Genomic DNA, 20350 nt, shown 5'->3' on the forward strand with positions numbered 1-20350 from the left:
CGCGGGCGAGGCAAGCTTCGGTTCTACGAATACATGCTCTATGAACTCTACGACAAAAAACGCTGGAGCGAAGAGGATCGCTCTCGGTTTGTTTCAGCCCACATCCATTGGCCTATCTCCAACGCATGCAATGACACAAGTTGGTGGGCAGTCACTGAAGACAAATGGTTGTCCTCAAGCTTTTTGAGCCGGCACGGTCTGCCCGTTCCTGTAATCGCCGCTGTTTTCGACCAAGGGCCGCGAAGCTTTCCCGATGTACCGAAGTTGGGAACGGCGGAAGACCTCAGGTCATTCTTTGCCGCAGGACCGGCTTTACCTCTTTTCGCCAAGCCGATGAGGGGCATGTGGAGCGCAGGCGCATTCCGCATCAACGGCTGTACCGATTCTCATATTCTGATCGAAGGTCAGGACCCGGTTACATTTGAGGAATTGTCGGAAAAGGTCTTTGGTGACCAGAGCTACCTGATCCAAGAATGCCTAACCCCGCACAGTTTTTTTGATGGCCTCACAGGTGCGATAGGGACTGTACGATCGCTAAACCTGATCGGTAAGAACGGACTGAACGTTCCCTTCACCGCGCTGAAGCTTCCAATGCATAGTAACGTGGCCGATAACTTTTGGCGGCCAGGCAATCTGCTGAGTCAGTTGGACCCTGAGACCGGAACGGTCTTGACGATTGTAGACGCACAGGACGGGACCCGCGTTGAATACGACAGCCTGCCAGGTTCTGCGCGCAAGCTAATTGGTGAGCAACTGCCCATGTGGTCGGAATTGAGGGCGCTGAACGAACAAATTGCGCTTCTGCATGGGGCGAACAGGTATGGCTCAACCGATATTGCGTTGACCAAGGATGGACCAGTAGTCGTTGAGGTAAACTCGGGTTGTGCATTTGAATTAATGCAGATGGCCACAGGGAAAGGACTGTTGAGCGACGAGATGCTTGCTTTCTTCCGAGAGTCCGGCGCAAAAATATAGAATAAGTGCCGCCTTACGAAAAAACCTTGCCGGCTCAGAGAAGTGCTTCTGCGTCAAATCACGCAGACAACCTTCTCGGGAGAACTTTGACGTTTGAGGCGTTTCATTTCGTAAGCGACTCGATTGGTAACAGACCAAATTCACTGGTGACAGAGTATGAAAGGTTTGCAGGTTCACCAGTTCGCAACCGGCGAGGTGAAAGTCAGTGAAAGCAGACCCTAAGCAATACCAGCGGCTACCCTTCGGATTGAGACGGGTCTTTGAAGGCAAATCTATTAAGCATAGCTTTTCCGCATCTCGACCTTTCCAACAGCGTAGCGCTTGCGTCCGCTTTTGCTACCTCATGCGTCCCGCACCATGTCCGCTTCGGGCTGGAAGCGGCCATTGCCATGAACTGCGCGGACGGCAGCTTCGCCCGCAATCCGGACGTTCGTGCTGGATGCAGCGAATGTCCACTTTCCGCCCATTCTGACGAGTGTCAAGAACGGCCCATTTCTGCCATTCGACATCCATGTCCAGTGCTGCGTTGTGGCCCGCCAAAGCTGCCATTCGCCGCAACCACGAAAAGCGAAGCTGCTCGGATGTCTCCAATGCGAACGAGCCGGGCCGCTGCATCAGCGGCATACGCAAACGTCGAGATTACTCTCTGAGATCTATCGCTTCGCCGCAGCGCGGCTCGGTTTCCTAAAATCGCACCCTATTCCGTTCCAATGGACCAAAGGCGAACCATGCACTAACAATAAAACTGTACCAATCAGATCAGGCTGCTCATTCCGGCCCGCGGACGGAAGGAGAGCGATGCGCACCGCTCTTTCAGAATTTCCAGTCAGCCGAACATGTTGACCCAGCGGATCAGCATCGGAGCCAGGCAGATCAACAGCAGCACCGGCATCATGCAAAGCGCCATCACCGCGGACATCTGTACCGGCAGGCGATTGGCCTTCTCCTGCGCGCGCAGCTCGCGGTCCAGCCGCATGTCCTTAGAAAACCGCTCCAGCGCTGTCGACACGCCTGTGCCGAAATGGTTGGACTGAAGTATGACGTTGGCGAAGGAGGCCAGCTCTTCGACGCCCACGCGGTCGGCCATGTCCAGCAAGGCGGCCTGCCGTTCCTTGCCGGCCTGAAGCTCCAGTTGCAGGATCATGAATTCCTGCGAAATCTCCGGCGCGGCGTAGGCCAGCTCGTGCGACACGCGCACCATGGCGGCGTCGAAGCCCAGGCCGGCCTCCATCGCGACCTGCAGCAGGTCGAGCGCGTTTGGCAGGCTGTGCTCGATCGCCTCCACCCGCTTGCGGATCTTGGCGCGCAGCCACAATGACGGGCCGTAAAACCCAACCACCATTAGCGCGGTCAAGATCTGCATCGCGTTGATCCAGGTCAGGCTTTGCAGTGCTTGCGCGATCTGAAGCCAAAACTGGATTTCCGGCGGCAGGGCCATGGCCGCGACGAAAAGCGCCGGAAGGGTGACGCCCACGAGGGCCCGGAAGGCGTAGAACGTGCGCACCGCGTTCTTGCGCTTGATGCCCGCGCGCTGCAGTTGCTTGCCGATTTTCGACCGTTCCTCGCGCGAGGACGGCACGAAAGCCTGCAACATGCCATGCGGGTCGCTGTCGTCGCCCTGGATCAGGTCGAAATCCTCGTCGTACGCACGGTTTACGCTGCCGGCGCGCATCCGGCGGGTTTCGGGCGCGGGTCCGGCCAGCATGCCCGAAAGGCCGTAGACGATCGCAAAGGCGCTGGCCCCGATCCCGGCCAGGATCAGATATTCAGGCGTCGCGCCTAGGGTACGAATGAAATCCTCCAGCACGTCCATCGGATCAAGCCCCTCAGAATTTGAACGCCACGAGACGTCGCAGAAGCAGGCCTTGCAGAAGTACGAGGCCAACGATCGTCAGCGCGAAGAACGGATAAAGGTCATCGTTGCGCACGTCGCCGTAAAAGGTCGGCGTGCTGAGCTCGATCGAAAGATAGATCACCACCGGCAGAAACGTGAGGATAAGCCCGCTGAGCCGTCCTTCGGCTGAAATAGCCTTGATTTTCTTGCGCATCGTATACCGGTCGCGGATGACCTGAGACAGCACGTTCAGGATGCGACCCAGATTGCCGCCGGTACCGCGCTGAATGCCGATGGCGACCGCCAGATAATTTGCGTCTTCGGTTCCGACTCGTCTGGCGAAATCGTGGAACGCGGTTCCGATGTCGTCGCCGAAATTGATCTGGTCGGCGATGACGCCGAATTCCGATCCGACCGGGTCCGGCATGTCGGTGGCCACGCTGCCGACGGTGACGGCGACGGGATGTCCCACTTTCAAACCGCGCGACATGAGGTCGAGCGCGTCCGGCAATTGCTGCGTCAGTTTCTTGAGACGGGCGGTTTTCATTTGAAGCAGGACCAGCAGGGGCAAGGCGACCGCCAGTGCGGTGCTGATGCCAGCGGTCGGAAGCGGCGGCAGAAACCGGGACCCCGCCACATAGGCGACCGCCGCGATACCCCCATGCAAATGATGATCCAGACCGGGGCGATCGACAGGCCCGCCTGCACCAGCAAACGGCGAAGGCGGGCATAAAACTCGCCCTTCTGCGTGGGGCCAAGCAAGGCCGGATCGCGCAGAAGTTTCAGCACATCCTCGGACGTGGCGCCGCGCTTGATCATCTTCATCCGCCGGTTGCGCGCCTCGGACTGCGTTTCACGACGAAACACAAGCTGCTGCAATCCCTCGTAGGCTAGAAGCACGCCGAGAAAGACGCAGATATAGACGATGATATTGACCGTGAAGGGTTGCAGATCGAACATGCTTACATCTCCACCCGCTTGAACATGTCGGTGTTCACCTTGACGCCCGCCGAGACGAGTTGATCGAAGCAATGCGGGCGGATTCCGGTGGGCATGAAGTCTCCCAGCACGGCCCCCGTTTCGGCCTTGCCGCGCCGCTTGTAGACGAAGATGTCCTGCATGGTGATTGTATCGTTTTCCATGCCTGTGATCTCGGAAATGCTGACGACGCGGCGGCTGCCGTCACTCATCCGGTTCAGTTGCACGACGATATGAATGGCCGAGGCGATCTGCGACCGGATGGTCTTGATCGGCAGTTCTGCGCCCATCATCGTGACCATCTGTTCAACGCGGCCTAGCGCATCGCGGGCAGAGTTGGCGTGTACCGTCGTCATCGATCCTTCGTGGCCCGTGTTCATGGCCTGCAGCATGTCGAAACATTCCGATCCACGGACCTCGCCCACGATGATGCGGTCGGGCCGCATCCTGAGGGCGTTGCGCACAAGGTCGCGCTGGGTAATGACGCCCTGCCCCTCGGCATTTGCAGGTCTGGTTTCCAGCCGCACCACGTGTTCCTGTTGCAATTGCAGTTCCGCCGCGTCCTCGATCGTCACGATGCGCTGCTTTGTGTCGATGAAAGACGACATGGCGTTGAGAAGCGTGGTTTTCCCCGATCCTGTGCCGCCCGAAATCAGGATGTTGAGGCGGGCGTCGACCAGCGCCTCGAGCAACCTCGCGGCCTGTTGGTTCAGGCTGCCCTGACCGACGAGCGTCTGAATCGTCAGGGGCGTGCGCGCGAATTTGCGGATCGACAGCGCCGGGCCGTCCACGGAACACGGGCGGATGATCGCGTTCACGCGGCTGCCATCCTCGAGACGCGCATCGACCCACGGCTGGGACTCGTCGATGCGGCGACCGACCTTGGTGACAATCTTGTCGATGATGCGCAAAAGGTGCCGTTCGTCGCGAAACCGGGCCTTCGAGCGTTCCAGCAGACCGTAGCGTTCCACGTAGATCTTGTCGAAGGAGTTGACGAGAATGTCGTTGATCGTGGGGTCCTCCAGCAGCGGTTCAAGCGGGCCGAGCCCCATGACCTCGTGGATCAGTTCCTCGACCAGCGCGGAAAAGGCCTCGGACCGCATGTAGACGCCTTCGGCCTCGACCAGGCCGGTGACAAGCGAAGCGATCTGACGCTTGAGTTCCGACCGTTCGACCTTGTCGATCAGCGCGAGGTTCAGCCGGTCCAGCAATTCACTGTGCAGGCGGCTTTTCAGTTCCAGATGCGCCTGAAGATCGGTGTCTTCCTCCACCGGGCGTACGTCCTTGGGCACGGGGGCCTCGACCTTGCGTTCCAGCTTGAGCACATTTGGCTGCGCCTCGGCGCGCCGCGAACGGTATTCCTTGAACACGGCAGTTCCCCCTATCGTTTGGCTTTTCTGATGACTTGTTCTTCGGTGGCGACGGTTGTCGCCACCTTCGCCAGCGCCTTGCCCATGTCCGAGCGCGGCTTGAGGTCGGCAACCGGACGCCCGAGATTCACGGCGGTACGCGCCAGTTTCGGATTGTCCGGGATCCAGTGACGGAATTTCGTTTCCAGCACCTTTTCCGCCTCGCGCACATGATCGGACTTGATCATGGGCTTGCGGTCTCGGTTGATCACGATCTCGACCGGCAGACCGACATTTTCCTCGCGGTAAAGGTCAATCAAGCGACGCGCGTGCCGCACGCAGGGCACGCTGGTATCTGTGACCAGCACAAGCTGCGTGGCTTGCTTCAGGATCGGCTCGACCCAATCCACCACTGCGCGCGGAAGGTCGACGACGATGTAATCGTACCGCTTTTTCAGAAGTGTGATTATGCTTTCGATCAGATCCGCGCGCAGCGACTGCAGCGGCACGATGGGACGTGGCGAGCACAGAACGTCAACGCCCAGAGCGTTTTTTTGCAGGGTCGAAACAAGGAAATGATCATCCGGTTCATCCAGTGCCTCGATGATCTGCAGGAACCCGCCGTTATCCTCGAAATCGAGATATACGTTCGCGTTGCCGAATTGCAGGTCGAAATCCAGAAGTACCACGCGGTTGCGCGCCGACTTGCGGAAGAGGCTCGACCGGTTCGCCGCGAGGGCACAGGCGAGGTTCACCGCAACGGTTGTGGCGCCGACACCGCCCCGGGCCTGGGTGACCGGGATCACCTTTCCAAGGGCGGCGGGACCATCATGCGTCATCTGCGCCGGGACCTGCCTTCCCTTTATCTGCTCCTCTACGACGGCTTTCAGCCCCTCCCCGTCGATGGACAGGGGCAGAACCTCGTCGACCCCGATCTCACGCAGCTTTCGCGCCTTGGCGATGGATATGTCCGAATTGGTGAGCGCCAGGAATATCGTGTCGCCGCGGCGCTGCGACAGCAGGTCCTTTATCGCACCGACTTCGTGTTCGTCATCGGGGTCCGCCTCGAGGATCACCACGTCGTGGTCGAAGACCAGATTAACCGCGCGGCCGTTCATGGCGGTGAAGCTTTCGCTTGAATTGGTTATCGTCATGGTATCGTCCGCCGGGAAAACCTCGCTGATGATTTCCGCGAACGCGGTCCTTTGGGATACGACCAACAGGGAACGGGATTTGCCGTCCAGGCGCGTTTTGTTTTTCATCCTGACTCTCCTTCCGCTAGATCTTCCGCCGGCAGCGAGACGCTGAAATCCGAATAGGTGGCCACCGATCCGATGTTGCTGTTGGTGGCACCGGCCGCATTGGCCAGGCTTGCCAGCGGCGAGACGAACTGAAAATTGTCGAGGTCGAGCGACACCGTGACCATCGGCGTGTAGGGCCCGCCGAGAAATCCGAGATTGGGATCGAAGGCATAGGAAAATTCCACCGCATCAATCGTCGTTCCGACCGGCAGCAGCCGGTTGATCCGGACCCAGATTTCCGACGCGGTCGCGTCTGTCGCGCTGCCGTCGCAAGAGATAGTGGCGACCGCGGCGCAGGTCCCGCTTGCCGCGCTGCAGGATGTTCCGAACCGCGGCGCGGGAGTGGCGGTGCCCCGCTGATGCGTCTGCGGAACCCCGGCGCAGGCCGGGGTCGGACAATTGCCAGCCGCGCCGCTAGCTGCGCCGCATTTTGGGCGGTCACGCCGCTGTAGGACAGACGCCCGAAATCCAGAAGCGCCGAGAAAAGGAACAGAAACAGCGACACGACCAGCGCGAATTCAACCAGCACACCGCCGGACCGATCCGCCAGGAACGCTTTGACCCACTGCAAGATAACGCGGGGCATATGACATGCGCCCGTCATTGTCCGAAGATCCGCGAACTGTCGGCGACGTCGGTCGTGACGGTGGAAATCGCATTGCCGAAAAGATCCAGAATGCCCCCCAGCGGGAAGTGAATGGTGACATTCGCGCTGACACGGCCCACCGGGGCCGGGCTGACGCGGTAAGTACCGGTGACGCAAGAATAGCTGGCCGTGACGGAGTTCACCTTGACCTTCGACGGGAAGATCACCGTGCCGCCGATATCCTTTTCGACGATATCCTTCAGCTTTGGCGCCAAGGCGGACACACTGCCACCTGAGTCGCATATATCAGCAGGGGTCACCCGGGCCATGTAACGCCCCGCATCGCGCACACCGGCGATGACCGACTGGTAGGACCACATCATGCGTCCGGCTTCGACGGTCAAAGCCAGGAACAGCAGCATGATCGGCAGAACGATCCCGAATTCGACCAAGATGGCGCCGTCCTCATCGGCGGTGAAGCGTCTTGCGGAAAGGGCCGGTGACCGGTGCATGATCGCGCGCTCCTTCACCGGTACAACTGCACGACATCGCGGAAGATACCGCCGAAGCCGCCGGACGCGCCGCCGGCGCCAAGAATGTCGGGAAAGCCGACGACCTCGCCGTGGATATCGAAGCTGGGCGGCGAGGCTCCGTCATCGCCGACCGGCTCTGTCAGGAAGACGTTGACGAACTTGGTCACCGGCACGCCGGTTGTCGCGCCACTGATCTTGGTTTTCGCACAGTCGATACCGGCTGCGGTGATGACCCGCCGCTCAGGACCACCGGGCGTGGCATTCGAACAGATCGGACGCCCGGTCTCGGACAGCGCGGGATTTAGAATGGCACTCGCATTGGGCGGCGCGTACGGGTTCGAATCCCCGTAGGCGATCTCGCGCAGGTACATGCCGAAGCGCGTGCCGGCATATTGCGTGTTCGTACCGGACAGCGCCGGCAGATGAGCGTCGCTGCCAATCCCGTCCGCCGTTCCGTCGGCGAGGTCATGGTTCTTGTTGAGATATCCCGCGCGATCCCACGTCCCGTCGCCGAACCGGTTGTTTCCGCCGCACGTCTGCGTGCCCATGCACAGGTCACGGCCCAGAGCAATGGTGTCGCCGGTCAGTTCCTCGTTGCCCTGAATGCAGGCGCCGCCGCCGTTCTTCTTGATCCCCTTGATGACGTTCGGGGCCGGTGCGAAGTCCGGATTGTTCTTTTCTCCGTTCAGAACCGCGCGATAAATATCGAACCGCACGTTGAAGGCCGCGTTCGTGATGCCGACCTTCTGGCCGGGCTCCGTCGAGATGCCATTGGTCAGGACGCACTGTGTGATCTGGCTTTGCGCCGCAATGAGGCAGGCCAGTTTGTTGCCGCCCTCGTCGGCGCAGACACCGGATGAGTCTTCGAACGCAGAAAGGTCTATGAAGCCGAAATTGCCCGGGCCCCAATCCGCCCCGTTGCCACCGCTGCGCAGCAAGATCTGATCGCCGATATCCAGGGTGCTTTCCCAGTTGGAAGGCAGGCAGAACATCAGCGGCGAGATATCGCAGGCCGCCTGAGTGAACCCCGCGACTGCTTCGGCCGACACCTGCGCGGCCGTGATGCCCTTGCCGCCCAACATCTTGTCCAGGCCAGAGGCCAAGCTCATGCTCAGCGATTTCGGTGTCACGACGACCTGAACGAATTTCGCCTCGTTGGGATCGGTCGTGATGTCGGCGCCCAGCGGCGTCAGGTCCGACGCGGGCAGAGCCGAGTGATATGTGAGCGTGTAATCCGTCGCGCCGGACAAGGTTCCGGTGCCGGCTGCGAAAGTCTGGCTGTCACTGATCATGTTGGCCGCAGCATTCTGCGATCTCGTGATCGCATCGTTCCGGCCATCGAGCTCGCCCGCCGCTGCCAGCGCGACATTATCGGCGAAGGCCTGCAATTCCGCATGTGTCGCGTTCAGCCGACCGACATCCAGCGTAATCGCCAGAAAGCCCAAGAACGCGACCAGCGATGTGCCCCAAAGGATGGCGACGGTGCCGCACTCCTCTCCGAGGAACCGCTTGATGAAGATCGAGGTTTGCATCTTTGCCTGCTCACTGCCCAAGGATCTGCGTCAGGCTGATCGGCCGGATGCGCGGGTTGAGTTGCACGGGCGCCGCTTTTTCGGCGTCATCTCTTACCGGCAGTTGGATGCTTTGCGTCGGCTCCACCGTCTTCGCAGGATCGAGAACGATCTCCGGCTCGAGGATCGGTTTCGGTTCGACAGGGTTGCGGATGATCGTCACGATCTCGGACTCGGTCCCGCGACGCACACGCACGGTCGGCTGCACTTCGACCTTCTCGACCGGGCCTTCTTCTTGCAGAAGGTCACGCAGGCGGACCATTTCCATCGGCTTGTCTTCGACCCCTTCGAGTGTTCTGAGCGTCAGGCTAAGCGTTCCGGCCTTCTGGGCCAGCGCCAGTCGCTGGCCTTGTTCAGGCGTCACTTCGACGGTGATGGTGCGGGCCACTTCAGGCTGATCGTTCAGTTCCTCTGATTGCTGATCGACGCCGATCACGCGAATGTTCTGAAGAATAGTGACTGCGCGCAGTTCCAGCTGTGCACCCTGGGTCAGGACTATGTCGACGAAGTCGCCCGGCGTCACAAAACCACCCACCGCTGTCACCGCGTCGACCTTGATCGCCATGGCGCGCGTGTTCTCGCCTAGTTTCTGAACAAGGGTGACCTTTTCACCGAACTCCGACACCTTTGAGGCCAGCATCACCTCGCCGGGAAAGAAACGGCCCTTGGCCCGGCGCTGCTGTTCACGGTCGGCTGGCACGAGGCTGGCGATGTCGTAGAAGGCCCCGACGGGCAAAGCCTCGCGCGGCCATTTGTGAAGGGTGACCAGGTGGCCCTCGATGGCCTGTCCAAACGCAATCTCCGAGCGGGCGACGTAGATCTCGACAATGTCGGATGCCGGCGTTGCGTTGGCGTGGTCCGCCTCGGACAGCAGGTGATCCTTGGCGAGGAATACGGAACCCGCCGCGATCGCGAGTCCAAAGAGCGTCGTGATGATCGGCTTGGCGCGCATGTCAATCTCCAGTGAAAAGTCTTGAAATTCTCGTCCCGATCAAGCGGTGCATCCGCCGTCTCCGGGTTTGTCCCGCGCCGGTACGGCAAAGCGACGGCGCAGGACGGTTTCTATTGGCGAAAGCGGATGCCTTAGCAGTTCTCGCTGCCAAGAGCGGCGCACGCGCCCGTCACGTTCGTGTTGGTCGTTGTGCCGAGGTATTGAAATGCACCGACCGCGATGGATGCGGTCACCAGAAGCGCGAGGCCATACTCGACGATGGCTGCGCCGCTTTCGTCCTTGGCGAACTTTTTGAAAAGTTTGATCATGTTTCCCCCTTAAGGATTTTGCTGAATGAACCCGGAGACAAACCGGGAAGAAGCCTGGCAGAAGCCTGCCGCAGGTGAGAAACAGATTACCGGCTCGGACGGCGTCCCCGCTTCCGTCAAACGAAGTGAAAATTCCCTTTAAAATTGCGCCGTGAAAATGACGGTCTCCTCCTTAGGGAAAACGTTGCATGTCGCGGAACTCGACCACCGTCCGAAAAACGAATCACTTTCAGGAATTGCCGCGGGTGGGCAACGCGACAAAAGGACAGAAAGTGGAACCGATTGTGGCAAAACAGGGGCTTTGTTTACAGGATCGCACGCTGATCGCGCAAGTTCACCGCAGGATCCGGAACAACAGGGTGCGTTATAAAACTTCAATATTTCAATGTCCTCGAGCCGTTTTGCGACGAATTCCCTCTCTTACGCTTTGCCGAAAATTCGCCATAATTATTGCCAAGTCGATTTTGTCCACAGAAAATAGCGGCCGTGGTTGGGGGCCACGTGTCGACCCGCCTGCTGTTGCGGGAGGGGACGGGGAGTAGGTTTATGGTGACCAGTTTTATTGGTCGTGCGCCCGCGTCCGAAAGTTTCGGACTCGTTGCGGACTGGACGCAAGCGCTTAACGGGAAAGGTGACCTGGGCGATATTCTGAAACGGTTGATGCGGCTCGTTAAAGCCGACGTCGCCTTGATCGCACGGGTTTCCCTTACGGACAAAACGACGAAATACGTGGCACGCTGCACGCTTCAGGACGGAGGCGCGTGGCCTCAGCAACCACGTACCTGCGCGCGGCAACTTTTCGGAGACTGGCTGGCGACGGCCAGAAACGGGTCGGTCTGGAAACTGTCGGACCTTTCCAAGGACACGGCGATCAATCCCGTTTCGGGCGCGCTGATGGTGCACGTTTCGGAAGTCGCCGTCTGTCCGCTGGAGAAGACAACCCGGCGCGTCGATGTTCTGGAGTTTCATTTTCGCCAAACGCCAGCCCAGCACGATGTCGACCTTCTGACGATGCTGGCGAGCACACTGGCCTCGTGCTGGCACAAGCGTCTTTCGGGGCTAGTCTCGAAAACACTGGCGCGGAAAAGAAATTTCACCTGCATCAATGCCTCCGGAGAAAGCGATGTCGCCATACTCGATATCGAGAATCCAGCACAACTGAGCCGTTCAGAATTCCGCGTGTGCACTTTGCTGAAGGATGGGATGACCGTCAACGTGATTGCGAAGGCTCTGTCTGTGGCGCCGGCAACGGTTCGTACCCATCTAAGTTCTGTTTTCTCAAAGACGAGCACGTGCAATCAGGTCGAGTTGCTGCACCTTCTGAACCGCCAGACGCCGCAACCGGAAAAGCTTTCGGCGCGGATGCGATAGCAATCAACCGAGAGAGGCTCGCTGCGCGTAGACGTGCGGCCAGTCAGATCGCAGGATCGAGTTGACGGATGCGAGAATAAAGAAGGGGCGGCGACGCACCCTAGGCGCGCGGACTTACTCCGGCTAACGCACAGGCCCGCCGCTGATTTTAACCCTTGCTCTTCATGGCCCAGTCCACGGCCTTCCTCCTCAAGCCGGGCCTCAGTAGTTTTTACCGAGCATCTCTTTCAGCGTGGCGACGCCCATCATCTGTTGAGCGAGCATCTTCTCCAGCTTCGCGTTCTCGGCCTCTAGAGCCTTCAGCCGCCTGGAATCGGCAACCTCCATTCCGCCGTACTTGCCCCGTCAATTGTAGAAGGTCGCATCGCTGATCCCGTGCTTGCAGCACAGGTCACCGGCCGACATGCGTGCCTGGTACTCCTTCAGGATGCCAACGATCTGTGCTTCGCTGAAACGGTTTCCAGAACATGGCGGATCACAGCGTCGACGGATCGATCCATTATCTATGCATGGACTGGCGGCACATGTCGGAGATGCTGGCCGCGGCGCAGGGGTCTATGACGAACTGAAGAACCTGATCGTCTGGGCCAAGGACAATGGCGGGATGGGGACCTTTTATCGCTCGCGCCATGAGTTGATATTCGTGTTCAAGAAAGGCAAGGCCGCGCATATCAACACGTTCGAGCTGGGCCAGCACGGACGGGTATCTATGCGAACTGGATCCGATCTATTGCGATCGTATCTTGGCCAGGTGGGAAGCCTACGCCAAGGACGAGGCTGTGCAGATGGTCTGTGGCTGGCAGCCGGCCGAAGTGACGCTGGAGGCCGCGGAATGACGAACAAGAAGATCAAGCTGCCGGTCCAGAAAACTGACGCCGACTACGAGGTGGGATATGCCAAGCCGCCGGCGAATACTCCGATCCGCCACTCCCTGCCTCAACGCCAACCTGACGTTGGAAATAGAGCATATCACTGAAAGTTGCGCCTGCAGAGAAGGTCCGCAACGAGCCCTACTACGACATTGATGCTTCGCGCGGCATCCGTCGTGAAGGGCGGAGAAACGGGCGATGTAGTCTGGAGTACGCGTGCCGAGCGGATAGAGGTTAGGCGGGGCAGGTCCAAAAGATCCCGGCGGCCCGGATGGAACCTTCCGGCGCTGGAAGTTCGTTAGTAAGGCAAACGCCGGACTGACGGAGGCCCCATGACCTACACCAGGTTCTTTGCAATGATCGCGACATCCACCCTCGTGATGTTCGTTCTGATGTATCTGAACACGTACCTGTGGGGGCATGTCTTCTTTTCCGAGACGCGCGCCTACATGGCGATCCTGATGGGGGCCACGATGGCTTTCGTCATGATGGGATTCATGATGGCGATGTATCCCAGCAAGGCGGTGAACGCGGCGATATTCGTCGGGTCGGTGATCGTCTTCGCGCTCAGCCTCTGGCTCGTACGAAGCCAGGTGACCGTGCAGGACCGGTCGTTCATGCGGGCAATGATCCCGCACCATTCCATCGCCATCATGACCTCGTCCCGGTCTCAACTGACCGATCCGCGCGTGCAGACGCTGGCCGAAGACATCGCCTTTGCGCAGGACAAGGAAATAGCCGAGATGCGCTATCTGATTGCCGACATTTCCGCCGATGGCGAGGCCGCGCCCGCCCAGCCTGCCCCCGAGCCTCAGGTGGTCGATGCCGAACAGGCGCTGTCGACAGAGGTCATCGCCAAGGTCGACCCGGAATTCATGACCGACGACGACATCGCCAAGGTACTGCCCAACGGCGCAACCTGCCGCTTCACTTACACGGCGTCCAGCCCGGCGGTGCTGGCCGTGGGCGCCGATGCGGCGGTGATGAAGATTAGCGGCGATCTCGTACGTCTCGACCTGCAATCGGGCGGCGTGCAGACCGACAGCTTCGCCGCCGAGCCCATGACCGCCGAGGTCCGTAAGGGCGATGACCTGCAGGACCTGATCGTCACGGCCGAGCCCGGCTATCACGCCGGGTTCCGTGGTCAGTACAGCTGCGAAGGAGAGCAATGATGCCGAAGGACACGCAATCCGCCACGCTCTATCGCATGGTCATGCCGGATCACCTCTGCCCGTTTGGCCTCAAATCCAAGGACCTGCTGGAACGGCAGGGTTACACGGTCGAGGACCACCACCTGGAGACCCGCGAGGAAACCGATGCCTTCCTCGAAAAGCACGGGATGAAGACCACACCGCAGACCTTCATCAATGGCGAACGCATCGGCGGCTATGATGACCTGCGAGTGCATTTCGACCTCGACCCGCCGAAAGAGGAGCAGAGCGACACCAGCTACCAGCCTGTGATTGCGATCTTTTCCGTCGCCGCCCTGCTGGCGTTGGGCCTGTCGTGGCACCAGTACGGCACGATCTTGTCGGTCCGCGCGCTGGAATGGTTCATCACGCTGTCGATGACGATCCTCGCGATCCAGAAGCTGCAGGACATCGAGAGCTTTTCGACCATGTTTCTGAACTACGACTTGCTGGCCCGGAGCTGGGTGCCCTATGGCAAGGTCTATCCGTTCGGCGAGGCGCTGGCGGGCATCCTGATGACGGCGGGCGCGCTGACGTGGATCTCGTCCCCCGTGGCGCTGTTCATCGGCACCATCGGCTCGGCGAGCGTGTTCAAGGCGGTCTACATCGACAAGCGCGAGCTGAAATGTGCCTGCGTGGGCGGGGCGTCGAACGTTCCCTTGGGTTTCGTCTCGCTGACCGAGAACGTGATGATGGTTGCCATGGGCCTTTGGATGGGGGGAACGGCCCTGATGGGCTGAGGTGAGCGCGTCGCTGAACAGGTAAGCTTGACTTGGCACACCTCTGTGCGTTTGGGCTTGCAGCCGCCTTTCGTTGCGGCTTTGCTGAAAGTCCGGTAAGGGCCGATTTCGCGGCTATCACTCTCACTTCAGCGAAGGTCCGGAAAGTCCCGCCGAGCCGACCCTGGTCGGATCAACGTCGCATGAACGCTCCCGGCCCAGAGCAGCCGTTTGTTAGCGTTGCGCCAATTGGCCGCTCTCTGCCGTCAGCTGGCGTTTCCATTCACTCAAGCAAGCTGAAATCTCCATGCCTGTGTGCGTGAAACTTCAGGCTATGAGCTCAAGTACACCGCTGTTTCGCTCTCAGTATGTTGACATGCCATGCGATCAGGAGACATCATTTCCAAGATGACAGTCTGCACAGACCGCATGGTCTTTTCCGCCGCATACGTGATGATTGCCTTTGTTGTGTTCTACGCAGCTATGGCTATGCCCGCGTATGCGCACGGTAATGACAGTCACCTGCCCGCAGTGGTCGCACAGGAGCAGTCCCCGGCTGGCGGGGTTCTGGCCGAAGATACCTGTTGTCACACGGCCGGCACATGCGTCGTACAATTCCTGCAAGCCAGTTCGGATATGACCCCGATCGAGGTCCAGTTGGGCACGATCGGGCGCGGGTTCGCGACTGTGCGGTATGCTTCGATCTCTTCGGCGACCGACCCGCCCCCGCCACGCGCCTGACCGATGGAAATCGGGGTATACTCTATCGGATCAAAGGAAATCAGGAATGACATTCAGACAATTGGTACTTGGCGGGGCCGCCATCGCGAGCCTTTCAGCCGCAGCATTCGCGCATTCGGGCGCCACTGGCGTGGTCAAGGAGCGGATGGACGCGATGAAATACATGGGGGACGCGATCAAGCGCATCAAACCGATGATGTCCGGCGAGGCCGGCTATGACGAAGCCGCCGTGCGAGAGGCCGCGCAGTCCATAGCCACAGAGGCGGGCAAGGCCATGACCGGCAAGTTCCCGGAGGGCTCGAATGAGCACCCGTCCGAAACCCTGCCGCGCACGTGGGAGGAATGGGACCGCTTCACCACCCTCGCAACCCAGCTGGAAACGGCGGCGCAAGGGCTTGCCCTTGCCTCGGGCAACGGCCTGCATGGCGACGGCCACATGATGAGCGGCCAGTCCGGGATGATGGGCGGCAACATGATGGGGGACAGCTCCGGCATGATGGGCGGTGGCATGATGATGGGCGACGGCGCCGTGGCCGAAGGGATCAGCGCCGAGCATATAGGTCAGATGCCCGCCGACGGGGCCTTCATGATGGTCACGCAGACCTGTTCGGCCTGTCATGATCGCTATCGGCAGGACGACGACTGACCATGCGCCGCAGTTTTCGTGTTCTTTTCGGCCTCGCCGCGCTGGCGGGGCTGGGCGGTGCGTCGCTGGCCGTCTGGCCGATCGGTGAAGCGCCCGACCTGACCGAGCGCGAAGGTGACGCCCAAAGGGGCGCCTACCTCGCCCGGGCCGGGGGCTGCATTGCCTGCCATTCCGATCCCGGCTCCGGCCGTCCCGCCCTGACCGGCGGGGCGCCCATCGAAACCGGTTTTGGCCGGTTCGTGCCGCCCAACATCACCCCCCACAAAACGGCGGGTATCGGCGCTTGGACGATCGGCGACTTCGCACGCGCCGTGCGACAGGGCGTGGCCCCAGACGGCGATCCCTACTACCCGGCCTTTCCCTATGCCTTCTACGGCCACCTGAGCGACCAGGACATCGCCGACCTATGGGCGGCTTTCCAAGGCGTGGGACCTCAGGAAGTGACGGCGGGCGGGAACGAGATCGCTTTTCCGTTCAACCTGCGCTTTGGGCTGAAGCTGTGGCGGGCGGCCTATGCCGAGGGCCCGGCGACGGCGGCGGATGCCGACAGGTCCGATGCCTGGAACCGGGGGCGTTGGCTGGTCAACGGCCTGGCCCATTGCGGCGCGTGCCATACCGACCGCAACCTTCTGGGTGGGCGGCGACCTGAGCAATATCTCTCTGGGAGCGACGACCTGCCGGATGGAGGCAAGGCTCCACCGATCCGACCCGGTGACCTGCGCGAGTCAGGCTGGACCGTGTCCTCGCTGGCCTTCGGGCTGAAGTCGGGCGTAATGCCGGATGGCGACACGTTCGGCACCGGCATGGGCGAGGTAGTGCGCGACGGAACCGCCTGGCTGTCTCAGGCCGACCGCGAAGCGATGGCCGCGTACCTGCTGGATGAAGACCCCTCTACGATGACTTACGCCGCCCCGAACGGGGCAGCGTCCGGAAAGGAATGACCATGAACAGAACGCTTATCATCGGCGCGGTAGCGGCACTTGTCGGCGCCGCTGCGGTCTATTTCATGGACACCGGCGGAGGCGAGACCACCTCCGGCACCGGGGTCGTTCCGGCGGAGGGTGCGGCCATGGTGGAGGTCGCTCTCCCCCAGACACTGTCGCAGACCGCGCAAATCGGGCAAAAGGCCTTCGACGCTGCATGTGCGGAGTGCCACGGCACGAATGCAGCCGGCAGAATGGGCAACGGACCGCCGTTGATTCACAAGGTCTATGAGCCTTCGCATCACAGCGACATGGCGTTTCACCTGGCGGTGCAGAACGGGGTGCGCGCGCATCACTGGAAGTTCGGCAACATGCCGCCGCAGGAGGGCCTGACCCGCGGCGACGTGGACGCGATCGTCGCCTATGTACGCGAAGTCCAGCAGGCCAACGGAATCAACTGACGTCGGTATGATGGAACATCAGGCCTGCCGGACGTGTCGCCGGCAGGCCGTGTCCGGCTCCAGTTACCGAGTGTTGGTCAGAGCCTTACCCCGCGCAATCGAAGCGCATTGCCAATCACCGAAACTGACGACAGGGACATCGCCGCCGCCGCGATCATTGGCGAGAGCAGGAGGCCGAAGACCGGGTAGAGGATACCCGCCGCGACCGGCACGCCGGCGGCGTTGTAGACGAAGGCGAAGAACAGGTTTTGCTTGATGTTGCGCAGCGTGGCGCGGGCCAGCTTGCGCGCCCGGACGATCCCTGTCAGATCCCCGCTGAGCAGCGTGATGCCGGCGCTTTCCACAGCCACGTCGGCGCCTGTGCCCATCGCGATGCCCACATCCGCCGCCGCTAGCGCGGGTGCATCGTTCACGCCGTCACCGGCCATTGCCACAAATGCGCCCGCGGCGTGAAGCTCGTCCACCAGCGCTTTCTTGTCCTCCGGCAGGACGCCGGCGCGCACGTCGTCGATACCCAGCTTGGCAGCCACCGCCTCGGCGGTGCGCTGGTTGTCGCCTGTCGCCATGATCACCCGAAGTCCCTGACCATGCAGGTCGCGGATTGCGGCTTCGGTTGAGTCCTTGATCGGGTCGGCCACGGCGACGACTCCTGCCAAGGTACCGCCGATGGCGATGAACATCGCGGTCTTGCCCTCGGCGCGGAGCGTATCGGCACTTTCTTCGGCGCCGCTTGTATCTACGCCGAGGCTGTCCATCATCGCCGGATTGCCGAGCGCCACGTCGCTTTCATCGACCCGGCCCCTTACGCCCTTGCCGGTTACGGCCTCGAAATCGCTGGCACGCGCGGGTTTCAGCCCACGGTCTCGCGCGCCGGCCACGATGGCCTCCGCCAACGGGTGCTCAGAGCCCATCTCCAGCGCGGCGGCGACGGCCAGCACGTCGTCCTCGTTGCGATCCGACAGGGTGACGACATCGGTCAGGCGCGGTCGCCCCTCGGTCAGGGTGCCGGTCTTGTCGACGATGAGCGTGTCGACCTTGGACATGCGCTCGAGCGCCTGCGCATCCTTGATCAGAACGCCGGCTTGTGCCCCGCGCCCGGCGGCGGTGGTGATCGAGATCGGGGTGGCGAGACCCAGCGCGCAGGGACAGGCGATGATCAGCACCGAAACCGCCGAGACGATGGCGAAGGCCAGCGCCGGGTCCGGCCCGACCGCCAGCCAGGTGCCGAAGGCGATCACGGCGACGGCCACGACCGTCGGCACGAAGATCTCCGACACCTTGTCGGCAAGGCCCTGGATCGGCGCCTTGGAGCGCCGTGCGCCCGCGACCATGTCGACGATCTGCGCCAGCACGGTATCGGCGCCTACCTGCGTGGCCCGGATGGCGAGGGTTCCGTTCTTGTTGATCGTGCCACCGGTGACTTGATCGCCTTCGGTCTTTTCCACCGGCACCGGCTCGCCCGTGATCATGCTTTCATCGACCGACGAGTGCCCCTCGATCACCTCGGCATCGACCGGCACGCTGTCACCGGGACGCACGCGAAGCATGTCGCCCTCGACCACGTTTTCCAGTGGCGCATCGTATTCCGAACCGTCCGGCAGGATGCGCCGCGCCGTCTTGGGCGCGAGGTCCATCAATGCGCGGATCGCGTCGCCCGTGCGCTCGCGGGCGCGCAGTTCCAGCACCTGCCCCACGAAGATCAGGGTGACGATGACCACGGCCGCCTCGTAGTACGTACCGACCCCGTCGCCCATGCGGTATTCCTGCGGAAAAATCCCCGGCGCGAAGGTGGCGAAGAGCGAATAGAGATAGGCCGCGCCCACGCCGAGCGAAATCAGCGTCCACATGTTCGGCGAGACGTTGCGGATCGAGTCGACCCCGCGCTTGAAGAACGGCAGCGCCGCCCAGAAGACGATCGGCGTGGCCAGCGCAAATTCGATATACACAGACAGTTGGTGACCCAGCCAGTCGCGCAGGTTGAGACCGACCATTTCACCCATTGTCAGCACCATGAGGGGCACAGCAGCCGCCGCACTGACCCAGAGGCGGCGCGTAAAGTCGGTCAGTTCCTCGCTTGGCTCGTCGCTGGGCACCATCGGCTCCAGCGCCATGCCGCAGATCGGGCAGGCGCCGGGTTCGTCCCGGATGATCTCGGGATGCATCGGGCAAGTCCATTGCGTGCCTTGCGCCACATTGCCCTTGGCCTTTTCGGCGTTGCCGGACGCATAGAAATAGGGATCGTTGCGAAACTTCTCCTGGCAGCCGTCGGAGCAGAAATGGAAACTTCGTCCATTATAGGTTTCGGTGCGGGTCTTGTCGGTGACCTGGACGGTCATGCCGCAGACCGGGTCGGTCGCGGTAACGGCCCCGGCGGGACCATCATGGCCGTGATCATGGTGATGCTGGGGGTGATCGTGGTTTGCATGCCCGGTCATGACTGTCTCCTTGTCCGTGGCACCTTACGTAAAGGTTCCAGTCACGGGAGGGTCAAGGCTGGATGGAAAAAATTGCAAAGGAACAGTCAAGGATCTTCGGATCACGAAAAATTGGGGCGGTCACTTTTACGGAATCGACGGTTTGACTGGACAGTCTTGGAAAGCCCGGTATCTTCGCGGCTTATGAGACAGCTGAGTGCCGTTCTTGCCAAATGCCTGATGGTCGTGCTCATGGCGATTTTCGTCATGGGCTCGTTTGGCATGGGCGCCGCCGGTGCTGCGACGGTGGACGAGCCCGCGCACATGATGGAGCACGCAGGCCAGTCCGGCAGCGATTGTCCGACGATGGACGAGACGGATGCGCCGATGCAGAAGGGCCATGCAGCCTGCACGATGACTGTCTGCTGTTTCTCCGAAGGTCCCGATTTCGTTGCGCTTCAGCCCGAGCCGCAGCTTCTTCTGGCAAGTTACGCCCAATCCGTTGAGGCACGCCTGACGCAGGCCGAACCCGAGCGCGACAAGAAACCCCCCAAAACACTCCTGATCGCTTGACCGGAATGGTCCGGGCGCCTTGTCGCGTCCGGGCACCCTTGTTGCCGCGGTGCGCC

21 protein-coding genes and 2 pseudogenes are annotated in these 20350 nt (G+C 61.1%); 9 read left to right on the forward strand and 14 right to left on the reverse strand.

Annotation, left to right across the window (positions count from 1 at the left end; translation table 11 throughout):
* Nucleotides 1-33: 33 nt before the first annotated feature.
* On the forward strand, nucleotides 34-975 hold the full coding sequence (locus tag ACSQ76_RS05980; protein WP_437155836.1) for a sugar-transfer associated ATP-grasp domain-containing protein: 942 nt from the start codon (nucleotides 34-36) through the stop codon (nucleotides 973-975).
* A gap of 826 nt (nucleotides 976-1801) precedes the next feature.
* On the opposite strand, the gene ACSQ76_RS05985 is transcribed toward ACSQ76_RS05980, so the two are convergent.
* From ACSQ76_RS05985 to ACSQ76_RS06035, 11 genes and pseudogenes are all read right to left on the reverse strand, one after another.
* Nucleotides 1802-2788, reverse strand: a complete 987-nt coding sequence (locus tag ACSQ76_RS05985; RefSeq protein ID WP_437155837.1) for a type II secretion system F family protein — start codon at nucleotides 2786-2788, stop codon at nucleotides 1802-1804.
* A 13-nt stretch (nucleotides 2789-2801) separates the two neighbouring features.
* On the reverse strand, nucleotides 2802-3356 hold the full coding sequence (locus tag ACSQ76_RS05990) for a type II secretion system F family protein (protein ID WP_437155838.1): 555 nt from the start codon (nucleotides 3354-3356) through the stop codon (nucleotides 2802-2804).
* A complete protein-coding gene (locus ACSQ76_RS05995) occupies nucleotides 3353-3769 on the reverse strand; it encodes a hypothetical protein (protein ID WP_437155839.1) in 417 nt (138 codons plus the stop codon). The genes ACSQ76_RS05990 and ACSQ76_RS05995 overlap by 4 nt, the downstream gene beginning before the upstream one ends.
* Before the next feature lie 2 nt (nucleotides 3770-3771).
* On the reverse strand, nucleotides 3772-5157 hold the full coding sequence (locus tag ACSQ76_RS06000; protein WP_437155840.1) for a CpaF family protein: 1386 nt from the start codon (nucleotides 5155-5157) through the stop codon (nucleotides 3772-3774).
* A gap of 11 nt (nucleotides 5158-5168) precedes the next feature.
* Nucleotides 5169-6398 (reverse strand): AAA family ATPase, encoded by a 1230-nt coding sequence (locus ACSQ76_RS06005; RefSeq protein WP_437155841.1) that lies wholly within the window; start codon nucleotides 6396-6398, stop codon nucleotides 5169-5171.
* Nucleotides 6395-6622, reverse strand: a complete 228-nt coding sequence (locus ACSQ76_RS06010) for a hypothetical protein (protein WP_437158254.1) — start codon at nucleotides 6620-6622, stop codon at nucleotides 6395-6397. The genes ACSQ76_RS06005 and ACSQ76_RS06010 overlap by 4 nt, the downstream gene beginning before the upstream one ends.
* A gap of 233 nt (nucleotides 6623-6855) precedes the next feature.
* Nucleotides 6856-7041: pseudogene (locus ACSQ76_RS06015) on the reverse strand (TadE/TadG family type IV pilus assembly protein); the annotation flags it as partial.
* Nucleotides 7038-7535, reverse strand: coding sequence for a TadE/TadG family type IV pilus assembly protein (locus ACSQ76_RS06020; RefSeq protein WP_437155842.1), 498 nt, complete (start codon nucleotides 7533-7535; stop codon nucleotides 7038-7040). The pseudogene ACSQ76_RS06015 and the gene ACSQ76_RS06020, both read right to left, overlap by 4 nt.
* A 14-nt stretch (nucleotides 7536-7549) precedes the next feature.
* The gene (locus ACSQ76_RS06025) at nucleotides 7550-9088 is read right to left on the reverse strand and encodes a TadE/TadG family type IV pilus assembly protein (RefSeq protein WP_437155843.1); all 1539 of its coding nucleotides are present in this window, start codon (nucleotides 9086-9088) and stop codon (nucleotides 7550-7552) included.
* A gap of 10 nt (nucleotides 9089-9098) precedes the next feature.
* Nucleotides 9099-10079: a Flp pilus assembly protein CpaB gene (gene cpaB, locus ACSQ76_RS06030; protein WP_437155844.1), complete on the reverse strand. Its 981-nt coding sequence runs from the start codon at nucleotides 10077-10079 to the stop codon at nucleotides 9099-9101.
* Nucleotides 10080-10210: 131 nt separating this feature from the next.
* A complete protein-coding gene (locus ACSQ76_RS06035; RefSeq protein ID WP_437155845.1) occupies nucleotides 10211-10387 on the reverse strand; it encodes a Flp family type IVb pilin in 177 nt (58 codons plus the stop codon).
* 546 nt (nucleotides 10388-10933) lie between these two features.
* Here ACSQ76_RS06035 and ACSQ76_RS06040 point away from each other — a divergent pair.
* Entirely contained in the window at nucleotides 10934-11758 is an 825-nt protein-coding gene (locus ACSQ76_RS06040) for a response regulator transcription factor (RefSeq protein WP_437155846.1), read from the forward strand.
* 151 nt (nucleotides 11759-11909) lie between these two features.
* Here ACSQ76_RS06040 and ACSQ76_RS06045 read toward each other — a convergent pair.
* Nucleotides 11910-12250: pseudogene (locus tag ACSQ76_RS06045) on the reverse strand (transposase); the annotation flags it as partial.
* Here ACSQ76_RS06045 and ACSQ76_RS06050 point away from each other — a divergent pair.
* The 3 genes from ACSQ76_RS06050 to ACSQ76_RS06060 all read left to right on the forward strand — a co-directional run bounded on the left by ACSQ76_RS06050 (nucleotide 12162) and on the right by ACSQ76_RS06060 (nucleotide 14557).
* Nucleotides 12162-12734: a hypothetical protein gene (locus tag ACSQ76_RS06050; protein ID WP_437155847.1), complete on the forward strand. Its 573-nt coding sequence runs from the start codon at nucleotides 12162-12164 to the stop codon at nucleotides 12732-12734. The pseudogene ACSQ76_RS06045 and the gene ACSQ76_RS06050 sit on opposite strands and share 89 nt — an antisense overlap.
* Nucleotides 12735-12959: 225 nt before the next feature.
* Nucleotides 12960-13799, forward strand: coding sequence for a DUF305 domain-containing protein (locus ACSQ76_RS06055; RefSeq protein ID WP_437155848.1), 840 nt, complete (start codon nucleotides 12960-12962; stop codon nucleotides 13797-13799).
* Complete coding sequence (locus ACSQ76_RS06060) at nucleotides 13799-14557, forward strand: MauE/DoxX family redox-associated membrane protein (protein ID WP_437158168.1); 759 nt, start codon at nucleotides 13799-13801, stop codon at nucleotides 14555-14557. Before ACSQ76_RS06055 ends, ACSQ76_RS06060 begins: the two co-directional genes overlap by 1 nt.
* A gap of 566 nt (nucleotides 14558-15123) precedes the next feature.
* Here ACSQ76_RS06060 and ACSQ76_RS06065 read toward each other — a convergent pair.
* Nucleotides 15124-15330, reverse strand: a complete 207-nt coding sequence (locus ACSQ76_RS06065; RefSeq protein ID WP_437155849.1) for a hypothetical protein — start codon at nucleotides 15328-15330, stop codon at nucleotides 15124-15126.
* Between ACSQ76_RS06065 and ACSQ76_RS06070 the strand changes: the two genes are divergently transcribed.
* From ACSQ76_RS06070 to ACSQ76_RS06080, 3 genes are read left to right on the forward strand one after another with little or no spacing between them, the layout of a single operon-like run.
* A complete protein-coding gene (locus ACSQ76_RS06070) occupies nucleotides 15324-15923 on the forward strand; it encodes a c-type cytochrome (RefSeq protein WP_437155850.1) in 600 nt (199 codons plus the stop codon). The two genes, ACSQ76_RS06065 and ACSQ76_RS06070, sit on opposite strands and share 7 nt — an antisense overlap.
* 2 nt (nucleotides 15924-15925) lie before the next feature.
* Nucleotides 15926-16864, forward strand: a complete 939-nt coding sequence (locus ACSQ76_RS06075; protein WP_437155851.1) for a c-type cytochrome — start codon at nucleotides 15926-15928, stop codon at nucleotides 16862-16864.
* 2 nt (nucleotides 16865-16866) lie between these two features.
* Entirely contained in the window at nucleotides 16867-17307 is a 441-nt protein-coding gene (locus ACSQ76_RS06080) for a c-type cytochrome (RefSeq protein WP_437155852.1), read from the forward strand.
* 77 nt (nucleotides 17308-17384) lie between these two features.
* On the opposite strand, the gene ACSQ76_RS06085 is transcribed toward ACSQ76_RS06080, so the two are convergent.
* A complete protein-coding gene (locus tag ACSQ76_RS06085) occupies nucleotides 17385-19742 on the reverse strand; it encodes a heavy metal translocating P-type ATPase (RefSeq protein WP_437155853.1) in 2358 nt (785 codons plus the stop codon).
* Between the two features lie 183 nt (nucleotides 19743-19925).
* On the opposite strand from ACSQ76_RS06085, the gene ACSQ76_RS06090 reads away from it, so the two are divergent.
* Complete coding sequence (locus ACSQ76_RS06090; protein ID WP_437155854.1) at nucleotides 19926-20294, forward strand: hypothetical protein; 369 nt, start codon at nucleotides 19926-19928, stop codon at nucleotides 20292-20294.
* Nucleotides 20295-20350: the final 56 nt, after the last annotated feature.

The sequence above is a fragment of the Roseovarius sp. B08 genome, assembly GCF_051417955.1.
Taxonomy (GTDB): Bacteria; Pseudomonadota; Alphaproteobacteria; order Rhodobacterales; family Rhodobacteraceae; genus Roseovarius.